The organism is Shinella oryzae, from assembly GCF_023038235.1.
Classification (GTDB): domain Bacteria; phylum Pseudomonadota; class Alphaproteobacteria; order Rhizobiales; family Rhizobiaceae; genus Shinella; species Shinella sumterensis.
This window is the reverse complement of record NZ_CP081987.1, coordinates 1,627,549-1,642,080: the sequence shown is the minus strand read 5'-3', so window position 1 is coordinate 1,642,080 and position 14,532 is coordinate 1,627,549. Positions and strand designations below refer to the sequence as shown.

General features: G+C 64.0%; 15 protein-coding genes. 9 read left to right on the top strand and 6 right to left on the bottom strand.

Features of this window, described 5'->3' with window-relative positions:
* The first annotated feature begins 192 nt into the window (after window positions 1-192).
* From K6301_RS08150 to K6301_RS08135, 4 genes are all read left to right on the top strand, one after another.
* Window positions 193-567: a gamma-butyrobetaine hydroxylase family protein gene (locus K6301_RS08150; RefSeq protein ID WP_134649996.1), complete on the top strand. Its 375-nt coding sequence runs from the start codon at window positions 193-195 to the stop codon at window positions 565-567.
* A gap of 51 nt (window positions 568-618) precedes the next feature.
* On the top strand, window positions 619-2,445 hold the full coding sequence (locus K6301_RS08145) for a monovalent cation:proton antiporter-2 (CPA2) family protein (protein WP_247220414.1): 1,827 nt from the start codon (window positions 619-621) through the stop codon (window positions 2,443-2,445).
* A 71-nt stretch (window positions 2,446-2,516) separates the two neighbouring features.
* The gene (locus tag K6301_RS08140) at window positions 2,517-3,101 is read left to right on the top strand and encodes a TMEM175 family protein (RefSeq protein ID WP_247220412.1); all 585 of its coding nucleotides are present in this window, start codon (window positions 2,517-2,519) and stop codon (window positions 3,099-3,101) included.
* Window positions 3,098-4,309 (top strand): low temperature requirement protein A, encoded by a 1,212-nt coding sequence (locus K6301_RS08135; protein ID WP_247220409.1) that lies wholly within the window; start codon window positions 3,098-3,100, stop codon window positions 4,307-4,309. The genes K6301_RS08140 and K6301_RS08135 overlap by 4 nt, the downstream gene beginning before the upstream one ends.
* On the opposite strand, the gene K6301_RS08130 is transcribed toward K6301_RS08135, so the two are convergent.
* Entirely contained in the window at window positions 4,306-4,785 is a 480-nt protein-coding gene (locus K6301_RS08130; protein WP_247220407.1) for a MarR family winged helix-turn-helix transcriptional regulator, read from the bottom strand. The genes K6301_RS08135 and K6301_RS08130 overlap by 4 nt on opposite strands.
* 47 nt (window positions 4,786-4,832) lie before the next feature.
* Between K6301_RS08130 and K6301_RS08125 the strand changes: the two genes are divergently transcribed.
* The 4 genes from K6301_RS08125 (at window position 4,833) to K6301_RS08110 (ending at window position 7,673) form a co-directional block, all read left to right on the top strand.
* On the top strand, window positions 4,833-5,741 hold the full coding sequence (locus K6301_RS08125) for an alpha/beta hydrolase (RefSeq protein ID WP_247220405.1): 909 nt from the start codon (window positions 4,833-4,835) through the stop codon (window positions 5,739-5,741).
* Window positions 5,742-5,812: 71 nt separating this feature from the next.
* Window positions 5,813-6,421 (top strand): pyridoxamine 5'-phosphate oxidase family protein, encoded by a 609-nt coding sequence (locus K6301_RS08120; protein ID WP_247220403.1) that lies wholly within the window; start codon window positions 5,813-5,815, stop codon window positions 6,419-6,421.
* 78 nt (window positions 6,422-6,499) lie between these two features.
* Entirely contained in the window at window positions 6,500-6,886 is a 387-nt protein-coding gene (locus K6301_RS08115; protein WP_134649989.1) for a hypothetical protein, read from the top strand.
* A complete protein-coding gene (locus K6301_RS08110; protein WP_247220401.1) occupies window positions 6,876-7,673 on the top strand; it encodes a M15 family metallopeptidase in 798 nt (265 codons plus the stop codon). Before K6301_RS08115 ends, K6301_RS08110 begins: the two co-directional genes overlap by 11 nt.
* 7 nt (window positions 7,674-7,680) lie before the next feature.
* Here the strand turns inward: K6301_RS08110 and K6301_RS08105 are convergent, their stop codons facing one another.
* The 4 genes from K6301_RS08105 to K6301_RS08090 all read right to left on the bottom strand — a co-directional run bounded on the left by K6301_RS08105 (window position 7,681) and on the right by K6301_RS08090 (window position 11,722).
* Window positions 7,681-8,325: a L,D-transpeptidase gene (locus K6301_RS08105; protein ID WP_247220399.1), complete on the bottom strand. Its 645-nt coding sequence runs from the start codon at window positions 8,323-8,325 to the stop codon at window positions 7,681-7,683.
* Between the two features lie 326 nt (window positions 8,326-8,651).
* Complete coding sequence (locus K6301_RS08100) at window positions 8,652-9,722, bottom strand: GGDEF domain-containing protein (protein ID WP_247220397.1); 1,071 nt, start codon at window positions 9,720-9,722, stop codon at window positions 8,652-8,654.
* A 157-nt stretch (window positions 9,723-9,879) separates the two neighbouring features.
* A complete protein-coding gene (gene fumC, locus K6301_RS08095) occupies window positions 9,880-11,331 on the bottom strand; it encodes a class II fumarate hydratase (RefSeq protein WP_343298943.1) in 1,452 nt (483 codons plus the stop codon).
* Between the two features lie 202 nt (window positions 11,332-11,533).
* Window positions 11,534-11,722 carry a hypothetical protein gene (locus K6301_RS08090; RefSeq protein WP_247220393.1) on the bottom strand — a complete coding sequence of 63 codons (189 nt, stop codon included), beginning with the start codon at window positions 11,720-11,722 and terminating at the stop codon, window positions 11,534-11,536.
* An 86-nt stretch (window positions 11,723-11,808) separates the two neighbouring features.
* Between K6301_RS08090 and K6301_RS08085 the strand changes: the two genes are divergently transcribed.
* Complete coding sequence (locus tag K6301_RS08085) at window positions 11,809-13,698, top strand: L,D-transpeptidase family protein (RefSeq protein ID WP_247220391.1); 1,890 nt, start codon at window positions 11,809-11,811, stop codon at window positions 13,696-13,698.
* Window positions 13,699-13,776: 78 nt separating this feature from the next.
* Here the strand turns inward: K6301_RS08085 and K6301_RS08080 are convergent, their stop codons facing one another.
* Entirely contained in the window at window positions 13,777-14,451 is a 675-nt protein-coding gene (locus K6301_RS08080; protein WP_247220389.1) for an HAD family hydrolase, read from the bottom strand.
* Between the last annotated feature and the right edge of the window lie 81 nt (window positions 14,452-14,532).

Sequence of the window (14,532 nt, the reverse complement as noted above, 5' to 3'; positions counted from 1 at the left end):
CGGATTGCGCGACGGGGTCGGCGCCGTTCCAGGGGCCAATATGCGAATTCAAGACACGTTCTCCATGATCGTCATGTCGTGCGCGACGGCCGCATCGTCAAGCCGGTGCGGCGATTATGACAGCATTTTGCGCCTTGCGCATCCCCGGCTTGCGGCATAGTCCTTCGCGAAAGCGTGAAGAAAGGAATGGACATGGGCGATCTCTGGCCGACCGAACTGCGTGTCTCCAAGGACCGCCAGCGCCTTGTCGTCACCTTCAACGACGGCGCAAGCTTCGACCTTTCCGCCGAACTGCTGCGCGTGCTTTCGCCCTCGGCCGAGGTGCAGGGCCATGGACCGGGCCAGAAGGTGACGGTTCCGGGCAAGCGCAATGTCGCCATCCTTTCCATGACGCCGACGGGCAATTATGCCGTGCGCATCGGTTTCGACGATCGTCACGATACCGGCATCTACACGTGGTCCTATCTGCGGGAACTCGGGGAAAAGGGTGCCGATCTCTTCGCCGACTACGAGCGCGAGCTTGCGGAGAAGGGCATGAGCCGCGATATATCGGAAAAGCCGCGATAACCGGACAGCCCGTTCGGGGCGGTGTCCAGCCAGCCCGGACGGGAGATGCCTTTGGCCGCAGAAGCGAATGCAAACGATCTGACGCAGGTCGTCGTCCTCCTTGCGGCGGGCGTCGCGGCGGTTCCCATCTTCAAGAAGATCGGCCTCGGCTCGGTGCTCGGCTATCTCGCGGCCGGCCTTGTGGTCGGACCGTTCGGCTTCGGCTTCTTTGCCGATCCGCAGGCGATCATCCATGTCGCCGAGCTCGGCGTGGTGATGTTCCTCTTCATCATCGGTCTGGAAATGCAGCCGTCGCGATTGTGGGGCATGCGCAAGGATATCTTCGGGCTCGGGGCGGTTCAGGTGATCGGCGCAATCGCCGCGCTGACCTGTATCGGCCTGTCCTTCGGCTTTCCGCTCGTTCCCTCCTTCGTAGCCGGCACCGGCTTCGTAATGACCTCCACTGCCATCGTCATGCAGATGCTGCAGGAGCGGGGAACGATGTCCACGCTCAAGGGGCAGCGCATCATCGCTATCCTGCTCTTCGAGGATCTCGCCATCGTGCCGCTGCTCGCCATCGTCGCCCTCCTGGGCACGGGGGCTTCGGCGGCCGATGCGTCCGACCGCTGGCTTTCCGTTGGCATCGCCATCGGCGCCGTCGTCGCGCTGGTGCTGGCGGGGCGTTATCTGCTCAATCCGCTGTTCCGGGTGCTGGCATCATCCGGTGCGCGCGAGGTGATGACGGCTGCGGCGCTGCTCGTCGTGCTCGGCTCGGCGCTCGCCATGCAGGTATCGGGCCTCTCCATGGCCATGGGGGCGTTCCTCGCCGGCGTGCTGCTCTCCGAATCCGCCTTCCGCCATCAGTTGGAGGCCGATATCGAGCCGTTCCGCGGCATCCTGCTCGGCCTGTTCTTCCTGGGCGTCGGCATGGCGATCGATCTTTCGGTCATCGCGGCCAACTGGCAGCTCGTGGCGGCCAGCGTGGTGGGCTACATGGTCGCCAAGATGCTGCTGATCTACATCGTGGCGCGGTTGCTCGGCACCTGCCACGCCGAGAGCCTCGAGCGCGCGGTCCTGATGGCGCAGGGCGGCGAATTCGCTTTCGTCCTCTATGCGGCGGCCGTGTCGGCCGGCATTTTCGACGCGCAGTCGAACGCGATCCTGACAGCGACCATCATCATCTCGATGATCCTGACGCCGCTGATGGTGATCGCCCACGACCGGCTGGTGCCGAAGAAGGCGCCGTCGATCGAGGGGCTGACGCTGCCGGAGAATGTCGAAGGTACGGTTCTCATCATCGGCTTCGGCCGGTTCGGCCAGATCGTCAGCCAGCCGCTGCTGGCGCGCGGCTACACGCTGTCGCTGATCGACAGGGATGCCGAGTTCGTGCGCGATGCATCCGAGTTCGGCTTCAAGGTCTATTACGGCGACGGTGCGCGCATCGATATCCTGCACGCGGCCGGCGCCGGCACGGCCAAGGCGATCCTGATCTGCGTGGACGACAAGGAGGCCGCGCTCAAGATCGCCGAGGTGGTAAAGGAGGAATTCCCGCTCGTGCCGCTCCTGGCGCGCGCCTTCGACCGCGGCCATGCGCTGGACCTCGTGCATGCCGGCGTCGATTTCCAGATCCGCGAGACCTTCGAATCGGCGGTGGCCTTCAGCCGCGAAACGCTGAAGGCGCTCGGTGAAGACGGAGACGTGGCCGAGGACGTGGTGGAGGAATTCCGCGACGTGGACCGCGAGCGCTTCGCGCTCGAAACGGTCGGCGGCATTTATGCCGGCCGCCAGCTCATTCGCGGCAATGCGCAGCCCGCCGACATCATCGCGGCGCGCACCGGCCGTGCACGCGCGGCCGCGGAAGAGGAGCGGCATCGCCGCGAGGAAGAACAGGAAAGTTGACGTTTCGCAAACGTCGCTGGCGACTCACCAAAATATGCGTCATGTCTAATTAAAATCGACATGAGGCGCTCATGAACAAGGGTAGGCTCGAGGCATTCAGCGACGGCGTCATCGCCATCATCATCACCATCATGGTTCTTCAGCTGGCCGTGCCGAAAGAGCCGACATTGGCGGCCCTCGTGCCGATGGTGCCGATCTTCCTCGGCTACCTCCTGAGCTTCGTCTATGTGGCGATCTACTGGAACAATCACCACCACCTGCTCACCGTATGCGGCAATGCAAGCGGCGGGGTGCTTTGGGCGAACATGCACCTGTTGTTCTGGATGTCGCTCATTCCCTTCGTCACGGCCTGGATGGGCAACAACCCGTCGGCGCCGATCCCGACGGCGCTTTACGGTGTCATCCTGCTTCTGACGGCGGTCGCCTACGAGATCCTGCAGATACGGATCGTGGCCGTCCACCCCGACAAGGCGCGCATCCGCAGCGCGCTGGGGCGCGATTTCAAGGGGCGGTTTTCGCCCGTGTTCTATTTTGCCGCCATCGTGCTGGCCTTTGTCTCACCCGTGATTTCCCACGTGCTCTACGCAGCGGTCGCGCTCCTGTGGATCGTGCCCGACCGCCGCCTCGAACAGCTCTACCAGAAGGACGCGCCATGACGGCAAGCGAGGACCAGCGTTTCATCCATTCCGCGTGCCTGCGTGTCCGCGGCACGGCGAGCGAGGGCAAGGTCGCCTTCGCCGAGCTCTTCTTCGACCTCGTCTTCGTCCTGACGATCATCCAGCTCTCCCATTCGCTGGCTGCGCACTACTCACCGCTCGGTCTCGTCGAGGCGGCGCTGCTGATGCTGGCGATCTGGTGGGTGTGGATCTACACGACCTGGGCGACGAACTGGCTGGATCCGGACAAGTCGCCGGTGCGCCTGCTGTTGTTCGTCCTGATGTTCCTGGGGCTTCTGCTTTCCATTGCGATCCCCACCGCCTTCGGGTCCGGCGGGCTGCTCTTCGCGCTCACCTATGTCGCCATGCAGGTCGGCCGCTCCGCCTTCACCGCGCACGCCATGCGCCGCGACTGGCCGGAAAACAGCCGGAACTTCACACGCATCACCGTCTGGACGATCTTCTCGGCGGTGTTCTGGATTGCCGGCGCCTTCGTCGAGCATGAGGCGCGGCTGGCGCTCTGGCTCGTTGCGCTTGCCATCGAATATGCCTCGCCGGCACTCGGTTTCGCCGTGCCGGGACTTGGCCGCTCGTCCGTCAGCGACTGGCAGGTCTCCGGCGAGCACATGGCGGAACGCTGCGCGCTCTTCGTCATCATCTGCCTTGGCGAGACCATCCTCGTCACGGGGCGCACGGTCGCGGGCATGGAACTGCTCGACGGCTTCACCATCTTCCTGCTGCTCATCGCCTTCGCCTCGACGGCGACCATGTGGTGGATCTACTTCCGGTTCGGCCATGGCGAGGCGGCGCATCTGATCGAGCATTCGCCGACGCCCGGCCGCATCGCCCGCATGGCCTTCACCTATGCGCATATTCCGATCGTCGCGGGGATCATCCTGTCGGCGGTGGCCGAGGAATTCGCGCTCGCCCATCCGCTGGGCCACCTCGATGCGAAGACGGCAAGCGCAATCATCGGCGGGCCCGTGGTCTTCCTGCTCGGCAATATCTGGTTCAAGGCGACGATCCGCGGGCGCTCGCCGCTCTCGCACATCGTCGGTGTTGCCGCGCTTCTCGGGCTTTCCGTCATCGTGCCGTTCGTCGAGCCCTACCAGCTGTTCATGGCGGCCGGGATCGTGCTCTTCGGCGTGGCGCTTTGGGAGTTCTTCTCGCTGAAATCCACCCCGGCGGACGCGCTTACGCAGGCCTAACCGTCATCGGCATCGTCCGCGGGCTCCATCGTCTGGAGGATGCGGATGATGTCCTCCATGGCTTCGGCGACCTGCAGGCAGCGATCTTCCGGCGTGCGCGATAGAGTGCGCTCGATGAGGCCGGTCTGGATGGCCATGGCCTGCATCGTCAGGTCTCGGCCGCTCCCTGTCAGCGAAAGACGCAGGATGCGCTTGTCCTTCGCATCGGGCCGGCGCTCGATGAGGCCGCGCTTCTCAAGCTGCGGCAGGAGCATGCTCATGTTCGAACGGCCGACCAGGAGCTTGCGGGCAAGCTCCTGCTGCGAGATGCCGTCGAAGCGATAGAGGTTGATCAGGATGTCGAGATGCGGCGTCTTGATATCGAGATCCGCGATCGCGCGCGTCATCGCCTGCTGCATGAGCTGGCAGGCCCGCGCCACGCCGATCCAGCTGCGAAAGCGCGGATGATCCCAGGGAAAGGCTTGATTTTCGTTCATCGTTGTACTTTATTGTTCAGCATTGAACATTTTTATGGTTTCCCACTATGGCATCCTTTGGCTTGAAGGTCATCCGGCTCGCGCTGTCGGGCGTGGCCGCCGTCTCACCCGATGCGGCCGGCCGCGCCGCGTTCCGGATTTTTGCCACGACGCCTGGGCGCCGGCCGCGCACCGCCAAGGAAAAGGAGCTTTTCGCGCGCTCCGAAGGCTGGATGCGGCAGGCGCAGCGCGTGACGCTCGCATTCGACGGACGTGTGGCGGTCGCCCACCGTTTCGCCGCCCGGCCATGCGCGGCCTTCGCCGGCCGGGTTCTGGTCGTGCACGGATGGGGTTCGCGGGCGGCCTATCTTTCCGCGCTGACGGAGGAACTGGTCGCGGCCGGCCATGAGGTCGTGGCGCTCGACCTGCCGGGGCACGGTGCCGCGCGCGGGCGCACGCTCACCCTGCCGATGGCGGTGCGGGCGATCGATGCGGCCTGGCAGCGCTTTGGCGGCTTCGACTATTTCTGCGGCCATTCCTTCGGCGGTGCGGCCCTTGCCTGCGCGGCGAGCGGCCTCGTGCCCGCCGTTCCCGCGCACCGGCCGCGCCGCCTCGTGACCATCGGTTCGCCGAGCGAGATGACCTGGCTTTTCAAGGATCTCGGGCGCTACCTGGAGCTCGGGCCGCGGGCGCAGAGCGCGCTGGAAAGCCATGTCGAAAGCATTGCCGGCGCGCCGCTGTCGGCCTTCGATGCGGCAAGCGCGGCGGGCGGGCTGGACACGCCGATGCTCGTGCTGCATGCCGAAGACGACAAGGAGGTTCCCGCCCACCATGCGCGCCGCTACGCGGCCGCTGGGCCGAATGTCACGCTGGAATGGGCGAACGGCTTCGGCCACCGGCGCATCGTATCGGCCGCGCCCGTCATCGACCGCATTGTCGGCTTCTTTGCGGAGGATCGGCAGCGGATAGCCGCCTGAGGGGCTTTTCGTCACGCGACTGTCATGGAAAGGTGCGATCCGCCCGGTTTGGGCAGAGCATGGAGAAGCGCATGACCGTCGTGACATCAGTCGAAGAGTTGAACGCGCTTTATGGCACGCCGGGCGAGGCTTCGCTCGTCAAGGTGACGGACCATGTCTTGCCGGAGCATCGCGCCATGATCGAGGCCTCGCCGTTCATGGCGCTGGCGACCGTCGGGCCGGAGGGGCTCGATTGCTCGCCGCGCGGCGATGCCGACGCCGTCATCCATATCGAGGACGATCGCACGCTGATGCTGCCGGACTGGCGCGGCAACAACCGGATCGATTCGCTTTCCAATATCGTGCGTGATCCGCGCGTAGCACTGCTGTTTCTTATCCCCGGCTCCAACACCACGATGCGCGTGAACGGCCGCGCGGTGGTGCGCATCGACGAGGCGATCACGCAACGGTTCGTGATGGACGGGCGCCATCCGCGTTCGGTCGTGGTGATCGCCGTCGAGGAGGTCTATTCCCAGTGCGCCCGCGCGGTTTTGCGCGCCGACCTCTGGAACCCCGAAAAATTCCGCGACACGTCGCAATTGCCGACCGTCGGGCAGATGCTTGCCTCTGCCAAGAAGGGGTTCGACGGCGAAGCCTATGATCGCGAATGGCCGGGCAGGGCCGCGAAGACAATGTGGTAGGCGCCTGCGAATATCGCGCCATGCAGAACCGTTTTATCCCTGATCGTGAATGGCTTTAGCCGAAATCTGGAGTTGGAAATGCGGACAGGACTTTTTGCGGCAGCACTTGCCGGCATGTTTGTGGCCTCGATGGGGGTAGCCCGGGCGGATGAACTGATCGAGAGCTACAACGCCTATATCGGCCAGGATGATCTTTACAATTCCAGCAATGAGCGCCTGACGCTGCCCTGGCAGGTGATCCGCCAGGACCGGGCGAACGTGCACCGCTTCGGCATCCGCCAGCCGGGCGATGAGACGGACGGCTTCTTCGCCTCGGCACGCAACCGGGAACTGGCCGAGCGCATGCTCAGCCATGGCCGCATCGACAGCGGTGCCGCGCGTCTGCTGCTGGAAGGCGATGTGCGCATCAATGTCCAGATCTGGCGCGGCGCCCATGGCGACTACATCAACATCAATGTCGACTAAGCGCCTTCTTGTGGGCGTGATTGTCGGTCTCCTCGCCGCCTGCCCGGCGGCGGGGGCAGCGGAACCGGATCTCGCGGCCCGTCTCAAGCTTCTGGTGGAGGCCTACCCGGAAAGCCTCTCCGGCGTGGAGGGCAACACGCTCATCTTCAAGGACGGCGGCCCGCCGCTCGAGATAGACGACGGCAAGGCCAAGGATCATCCGGCGGCGCTTGCTTCCGGCGATGTCGAGGACAGCCTGCGGCAGATCTATCCGCTGGGGCCCTGCGAGCGGAAGCCGGAGGTCGATTTCGATCCCGGCCGCATCCGCAGCGATGCGCTGATGATGCGGCTCTTCGGTGCGTCGGCCAAGGCGGTTGGGGCTGATCTCGTGCCGGTCGCGTGGTTCGGCGAGACGTTGCGCGTGACGAAGCGGCAAGGCGCGGCGACGGCGCTGGAGAAGGTGCGCGATGCGCTTGCGGCAAAGCCCGAGCTGAAGCGGTATCTGTCGCCTTCGGCGGGCGTGTTCAACTGGCGCAAGGTCTCGGGCGCGAAGAACATGTCGGTGCACAGTTTCGGCGCCGCAATCGACCTCAACACGAAATTTGCGGATTACTGGATCTGGTCCGGCGGAAAGCCGGGCAGGGTGCCGACATATGCCAACAAGTATCCGCTGGAGATCGTGGAGATTTTCGAACAGCACGGCTTCATCTGGGGCGGGCGCTGGTATCACTACGACACGATGCATTTCGAGTACCGGCCCGAACTGATCGCCATCGCAAAAGCGGCGGGCGCTTCCGCCTGCCGCTGAGCTTGGTTCAATCGCGCACGATGACGGTGGCGCCGGCGGAGACCTGCGCATAGAGGTGCTCGACATCCTCGTTTGCCATGCGGATGCAGCCCGAGGATTGCGCCTTGCCGAGCGATGACGGCTGGTTGGTGCCGTGAATGCGGTAGATGGTCGAGCCGAGATAGATGGCGCGCGAGCCGAGCGGATTGTCGAGGCCGCCCTTCATCGAGACGGGCAGGACCTTGCCCTTCCTGGCTTCACGGTCGCGCATCTCCTGCGGCGGTGTCCAGGTCGGCCATTCGGCCTTGCGCGTCACCTTTTCCGTCCCGGTCCAGATGAAACCCGCGCGACCGACGCTGACGGCATATTTCATCGCAAGGCCGGAGCCGAGGACGTGATAGAGGCGACGTTCCGAGTTGACGATGATGATGGTGCCGGGCGCGACCTTCTCGTCGAAGGCGACGAGTTCGCGGGCGATGGGGGCACGCGAGACCGCGGCAATCTTCTTGTCCGAGGCGACCGGCTCGCCGCTCGACAGCACCTGAAGCCAGCCGGCCTTGTGTGTCGCGGACGAGAGCGAGGATACCTCGATCGGGTCGATGGACTGACCGGCGGCATAGGCGCCGGAGGCGGAAACAAGCCCTGCGATGAGGGCGATAGCGAGCGTTTTCATGATCCTGTCCCTGTCAGAGCATCCGGCCTCGCCGGCTTTTCGATGGGACTGTTCTAGGATCGCGGCGACGCCCGCGCTGTTCCTCGCGGAACAGAGCCGCATGCGCGGCCGATCAGAAGGGCTGTATCCAGACCAGGCTGCTCAGCATCAGGGCGGCGATCATCGTCATTTCGAAAAATCCGGTTTGCATGGCGCTTATCTCCTTGCTTGCCACACAAACGCACGATTTCCGTCCCGGTTCCGCCGGATATGCGGCGCGCCGAAAAATTCCTTGCCGAAACGTAAAAACGGCGCCGCAAGGGCGCCGTTTCGAACCGGGGATGGCGCTATCGCCGGTAGATCAGCCAGTTCTTGGCGAAATCCTTCTTCATGCCGTCCTCGAAGGGCATCGTGCGGTTGCGGCCGCCGTTCTTGGCGCAGTAGAGCGCGATATCGGCCTTCGAGTAGAGTTCGCCGGGGCCTTCCGCCGACGAGGCCATGCACAGGCCAAGCGATATGGTGATCGGACCGTAGTTGACGCCGGTCTTGGAGTTTTTGAAGGGCGTGTGCTCCAGCGCTGTGCGGACACGCTCTGCGATCGCGATCACCTCTTCCTCGTTGTTGCCCTCGATGATCATCGCGAATTCCTCGCCGCCGGTGCGGGCGACGAGGATGTCCTTGCGCACATTGGCGCGGATCACGCTGCCGACGGAGGCGAGGATCTTGTCGCCGACGGGATGGCCGTAGGTGTCGTTGATCTTCTTGAAATGATCGATATCGGCGAGGATGAGCCCGGTGACATTGTGCGCCATGGTGGAATTGTAGATGGCCGACAGCTTGTCGTCGAAGGCGCGGCGATTGGCGAGCTGGGTGAGCGAGTCGGTGGAAGCGATGCGCTTGTACTCGTCCAGTTCCTTGCGCACGCTCTCCATTTCGAGCGATTTCTGCGCGACGTTCTCCACCATCACCTTGCCCTGGCTGATGGTGTCGCCGGTCGCCTCGGTGAGCACGCCGATGACGCTTCTGATGAGGTCCATGCTGGTGGCGTTCTTGCCGGTGATGCGCACCACCGTTTCGTCGAGGAGCCGGTTGTAGCTTTCCAGCGATGTCTGCTCCTGCTTGAGCAGGCGAAGCAGCCCTTCGAGTTCGCCGACGATGCGCGAATGCACGCCGTCCATGGCGGTGACGCCATGGTGATGGCCGAAATACTGTGCGCCGATCTCGTCCAGCTCTTCCTGCGTGGCCTTGCTGCCGAGGGCCGCCAGTTCGCGGGTCAGCTTCGGATTCGATCCGATATAGGCCTCGTAGAACAGCTCGTAATTCCGTGGAATGGGCGAGATGCCCATAATGCGCATGGCGTAGGTTACCTGCGCCGCAATGTCCGGCACCTGCACCTTCTGCGCGACTGCCGTGTTCATGGCGCCTGCCCCCGAGCGGTTTGATACAGGCCCGTAAAATAAACGGAAAATGCTTTGGGAATGATTAACGTTTGTCGTTTTCCGCTCGGTGAGGCAGATAAAAAAAGGCCGCAGATCGTTGAATCTGCGGCCTTTTGTCGGAGCGTGCCGTTTGGCGTCAGCCGGGCATGATCATCTTTTCGGGGCGAACGACCGCATCGAATTCCTCATTGGTGACGTAACCGCCGCCGACGGCTTCCTCACGCAACGTGGTGCCGTTCTTGTGGGCCGTCTTGGCGATCTTGGCGGCGTTGTCGTAGCCGATCTTCGGGGCGAGCGCGGTCACGAGCATCAGCGAACGGTCGAGTGCGGCCTTGATGTTGTCCTCGCGCGCCTCGATGCCGACGACGCAATTGTCGGTAAACGAGATCGCCGCATCCGACAGCAGCTGCACCGACTGCAGGAAGTTATAGGCCATCAGCGGGTTGAAGACGTTCAGCTCGAAATGGCCCTGGCTGCCGGCGAAGGTCAGCGAGGCGTGGTTGCCGAACACCTGGGCGCAGACCTGGGTGAGGGCTTCGCACTGGGTGGGGTTGACCTTGCCGGGCATGATCGACGAGCCGGGCTCGTTTTCCGGCAGGGCGAGTTCGCCGAGGCCCGAGCGCGGGCCCGAGCCGAGGAAGCGGATGTCGTTGGCGATCTTGAAGAGGGCCGCGGCGGCCGCATTGATCGCGCCATGCGAGAAGACCATGGAATCATGGGCGGCGAGCGCCTCGAACTTGTTCGGCGCGGTCTTGAAGGCGATGCCGGTAATCTCGGCGATGTGATCGGCGACCTTTTCGGCGAAGCCGATCGGCGCGTTGAGGCCGGTGCCGACGGCGGTGCCGCCCTGGGCGAGTTCGCACAGGCCCGGAAGCGTCAATTCGATGCGCTTGATGGAGGAGGCGACCTGCGCGGCATAGCCGGAGAATTCCTGGCCGAGCGTCAGCGGGGTGGCGTCCTGCGTGTGCGTGCGGCCGATCTTGATGATGTGGTCGAACGCCTTGACCTTGGCTTCCAGCGCCGCATGCAGGTGCTTCAGCGCCGGCAGCAGGTCATGAACGATGCGCTCGGCGCAGGCGATGTGCATGGCCGTCGGATAGGTGTCGTTGGACGACTGGCTCATGTTGACGTGGTCGTTGGGGTGCACCGGCTTCTTGGAGCCCATGACGCCGCCGAGCATTTCGATGGCCCGGTTGGAGATGACCTCATTGGCGTTCATGTTGGATTGGGTGCCCGAGCCGGTCTGCCAGACGACAAGCGGGAAGTGATCGTTGAGCTTGCCGTCGATGACTTCCTGTGCGGCTTCGACGATTGCCTTGCCGATGGCCGGATCGAGACGGCCCAGTTCCATGTTGGCGCGGGCGGCGGCCTGCTTGACGATGCCGAGCGCGCGCACGACGGAGAGCGGCTGCTTTTCCCAGCCGATCTTGAAATTGCCGAGCGAGCGCTGGGCCTGCGCGCCCCAATAGCGGCTGTTGTCCACTTCGATGGGGCCGAATGTATCCGTTTCCGTGCGCGTCGATGTCATAGTGCTTCCCGCTTCTCCGAGCCCATGCGATGAGGTCTGCCGCCGGCGTTGCCGCCGCATGGGGCGCGGCAGGCCGGGCGAGCGCGGGCCGGGAACGGCGGGCGCGCTGGCGCGAAAAAATCGCGCAAATCTCTGGCCCATCTGCGACCCAGTTGCAAGGGGCGGCCGGCTCCCGCGGTGGAAGACTTTCGGCTAAAATCGATTAGGCCGCGTCGCGACGGTGAAGCGTCGCTCAAGGCGCGTTTGAGCTGTGCCTTTTGCATCACAACCCACCAGCGATTTTTTTTGCCCGCCGTGCGCCGCCGTGTCCCGTGTAAGGCTGCGAACGCAAAAATGCGAGCGGGTTCAAATTTTTATGCCGTCCCAACCGTTCCCTGCGCAAGCGATCGGCATAACGGTTTTTTGAGGCCAGGAAGGGCATGTGGGGTGAGGGCGTTTCCTTTTCATTCACCATCCTTTCCTATAACTTACCGGCCTGCTGGTTCGGGCGCCACCAGAGACCGCGAAGCGCGGTTTAAGACGGGGAATGGAAAACACATGAAGCTTACGAAAACCGCCGTGCTGGCAGCCGCGCTGGCCCTTTCCTGTGCCACCGTCACGCTCCACGCAGCGCCCGCCAATGCAATGACATTCATGGAGTGGCTGCAGAAGCGCAAGGAAAAGAAGCAGGCCGAGGCCGCCGGATTGCCCGGCGTCAAGACGACCTCCGCGCTGCCGGGCGCCGCCGCCGAGGTGAAGCAGGAAGCCAAGCCGCTGCCGCGCGTCACCGGCCCGCGCTACTACACCTACAAGGCCGACGCTCTGAAGCGTGTCGGCGTCGACAAGCTGGCCGATCCGGTCGTCACGAGTTCGATTTCCGCCGACATCGCGCCGGCAGGCGATGCCGGCATCCGCGCGGCCTTCGCGAATGTCGACGTGCGCACCAATCCGGATGCCGCGAAGGCTGTCGAGACCTTCTATGGCGACTACCACAAATTCGTCTGGATCGACGGCACCGGCATCAACGACAAGGCGAAGGCCGCGATTGCGGTGCTGGCGGATGCCGCATCCGTCGGGCTCGATCCGTGGGATTATGCCGTGAAGATCCCGGCGGAGACTTTCGACGGCGCCGACATGAACGCGCGCTATGCCGAGCTCGCCACCTTCGAGATCGCGCTGTCCTCGGCTGTCGCCAGCTACGTGCAGGACGCCGTGCGCGGCCGCATCGATCCCAACCGCATCTCCGGCTACCACGACTTCAAGCGCAAGGACGTCAACCTCGTCGCGGCGCTGAAGAACGTCTCGATGAGCAGCAACGTCAAGGGATATCTCGAAAGCCGCTCGCCGCAGAGCGCCGACTTCCAGGCGCTGAAGGACGAGCTTGCCCGCCTCAAGGCAGAGACAAGCGGTGAAGACCGCGTTGTCATCGCCGATGGTACTTTGCTGAAGCCCGGCCAGAGCAATCCGGAACTCGCCAATATCGTGAAGGGCATCGTCAAGCACGGCTCCGACGCGCTGAAGACCGACCATTCCGTGACGATCGCCACCTATGCCGGCACGCCTGAATACACGCCGGAACTGGTGTCGCTCGTCGAAGCCTTCCAGAAGGAGCATGGCCTCAAGCCCGACGGCATCGTCGGCAAGGCGTCCATCCGTCTGCTGACCGGCGGTGATTCGGTTGCCGACAAGATCGCCAAGGTCGAGGTGGCGCTGGAGCAGGCGCGCTGGCTGCCGGTCGATCTCGGCGCACGGCACGTCTTCATCAACCAGCCGGCTTTCCAGGTCTATTACTACGAAGGCGGTTCGGAAAAGTTCTCGATGCGCACGGTCGTCGGCTCCAAGTCGAACCAGACCTATTTCTTCGAGGACAAGGTGCAGACCGTCGAGGTCAATCCCTATTGGGGCGTGCCGCAGTCGATCATCATCAACGAGATGCTGCCGAAGCTGCGCAACGACCCGAACTATCTCGACCGCATGGGCTATGAAGTGGCCGTCGGCGGGCGGGCGGTTCCGTCGTCGTCGGTCAATTGGTACGGCTCCACGTCGGGCATTTCCGTTCGCCAGCCGCCGAGCGGTGACAATGCGCTCGGCGAACTGAAAATCCTCTTCCCGAACAGCCATGCCATCTACATGCACGACACACCGTCGAAGAGCTTTTTCAAGAAGGACATGCGTGCGCTGAGCCATGGCTGCGTGCGCCTTGCCGAGCCCCGCAAGATGGCGGCCGCCGTGCTGGGCGTGAGCGAGGAAGAGGTCGGCAAGGAGATCGCCGCCGGCCGCAACAAGGCGCTCAGCGTGAAGGCGGACATCCCGATCTACATCGCCTACTTCACCGCCTGGCCGAACAAGGATGGCGTGGTCGAGTATTTCGACGACGTCTACGGGCGCGACGACTACATGCGCAAGGCCTTCGCGGCGACGCAGAAGGCGCGTCAGGCCGGCGCCTGAGCGGGACGGCCCGATTGAAATAGAAAGGCGCCCGCAAGGGCGCCTTTTTTCGTTGAAGCGGATGGTTTTCTGCCGGCTTCAGCGCGCCAGCAGTTGTTCCACGAGCGCGGGCGTCAGCTCGTCGAAATGGGCGATGACATGGGTCGGCTCGAGCGTGGCCACCGGAACGTCGGAATAGCCGAAGGGCACGCCGATGGAGGGCACGCGGGCATTGCGGGCGACGAGGATATCGTTGAGGCTGTCGCCGATCATGACGGTGCGGGCCGGATCGCCGCCGGCCCGGCGCACCGTCCCCAGCAGATGTTCGGCTTCCGGCTTGCGCACGGGAAAGGTGTCGCCGCCGGTGATGGCCGCGAAGCGGTCCGTGAGGCCGAGACCGTCGAGCAGGCGGCGCGCAAGGCCTTCCATCTTGTTCGTGCAGACGGCGAGCCGGTGGCCGGCATCCGAGAGGCGATCCATCGCCTCGACCAGACCGGGATAGGGTGCGGAGACGCCCGGCATGGCATTGCCGTAATGATCGACGAAGACGCCAAGCATCTCCTGCAACTCGTCATCGGAAACGGCTCGTCCGCGAAGCGCGAAGGCGCGCTTGATCATCACCACGCCGCCATGGCCGACCAGATGGGTCAGGTCGTCATAGGTGACGGGGTCGAGCCCTCTGAGGCCGATCGTGTGGTTAAGGCTCGCCACGAGGTCGTGCGCGGTATGGATGAGCGTACCGTCGAGATCGAAGACAACGAGAGAAGAGGTCATGGCAGGCCTTGCGGGACAGAGCGGACGAGGTCTTTCCGGTAAGCGAGGGGAGGCGCTTTTGCAATCGCCTTTTCGGTCCGG

What these genes read in the sequence shown, in the direction of transcription:
- K6301_RS08105 (WP_247220399.1), bottom strand. Translation starts at nt 8,325, where the DNA reads ATGAAAACGCTCGCTATCGCCCTCATCGCAGGGCTTGTTTCCGCCTCC.
- K6301_RS08125 (WP_247220405.1), top strand. Translation starts at nt 4,833, where the DNA reads ATGGCATCCTTTGGCTTGAAGGTCATCCGGCTCGCGCTGTCGGGCGTG.
- K6301_RS08080 (WP_247220389.1), bottom strand. Translation starts at nt 14,451, where the DNA reads ATGACCTCTTCTCTCGTTGTCTTCGATCTCGACGGTACGCTCATCCAT.
- K6301_RS08085 (WP_247220391.1), top strand. Translation starts at nt 11,809, where the DNA reads ATGAAGCTTACGAAAACCGCCGTGCTGGCAGCCGCGCTGGCCCTTTCC.
- K6301_RS08140 (WP_247220412.1), top strand. Translation starts at nt 2,517, where the DNA reads ATGAACAAGGGTAGGCTCGAGGCATTCAGCGACGGCGTCATCGCCATC.
- K6301_RS08115 (WP_134649989.1), top strand. Translation starts at nt 6,500, where the DNA reads ATGCGGACAGGACTTTTTGCGGCAGCACTTGCCGGCATGTTTGTGGCC.
- K6301_RS08150 (WP_134649996.1), top strand. Translation starts at nt 193, where the DNA reads ATGGGCGATCTCTGGCCGACCGAACTGCGTGTCTCCAAGGACCGCCAG.
- K6301_RS08110 (WP_247220401.1), top strand. Translation starts at nt 6,876, where the DNA reads ATGTCGACTAAGCGCCTTCTTGTGGGCGTGATTGTCGGTCTCCTCGCC.
- fumC (WP_343298943.1), bottom strand. Translation starts at nt 11,331, where the DNA reads ATGCGGCGGCAACGCCGGCGGCAGACCTCATCGCATGGGCTCGGAGAA.
- K6301_RS08120 (WP_247220403.1), top strand. Translation starts at nt 5,813, where the DNA reads ATGACCGTCGTGACATCAGTCGAAGAGTTGAACGCGCTTTATGGCACG.
- K6301_RS08130 (WP_247220407.1), bottom strand. Translation starts at nt 4,785, where the DNA reads ATGAACGAAAATCAAGCCTTTCCCTGGGATCATCCGCGCTTTCGCAGC.
- K6301_RS08135 (WP_247220409.1), top strand. Translation starts at nt 3,098, where the DNA reads ATGACGGCAAGCGAGGACCAGCGTTTCATCCATTCCGCGTGCCTGCGT.
- K6301_RS08100 (WP_247220397.1), bottom strand. Translation starts at nt 9,722, where the DNA reads ATGAACACGGCAGTCGCGCAGAAGGTGCAGGTGCCGGACATTGCGGCG.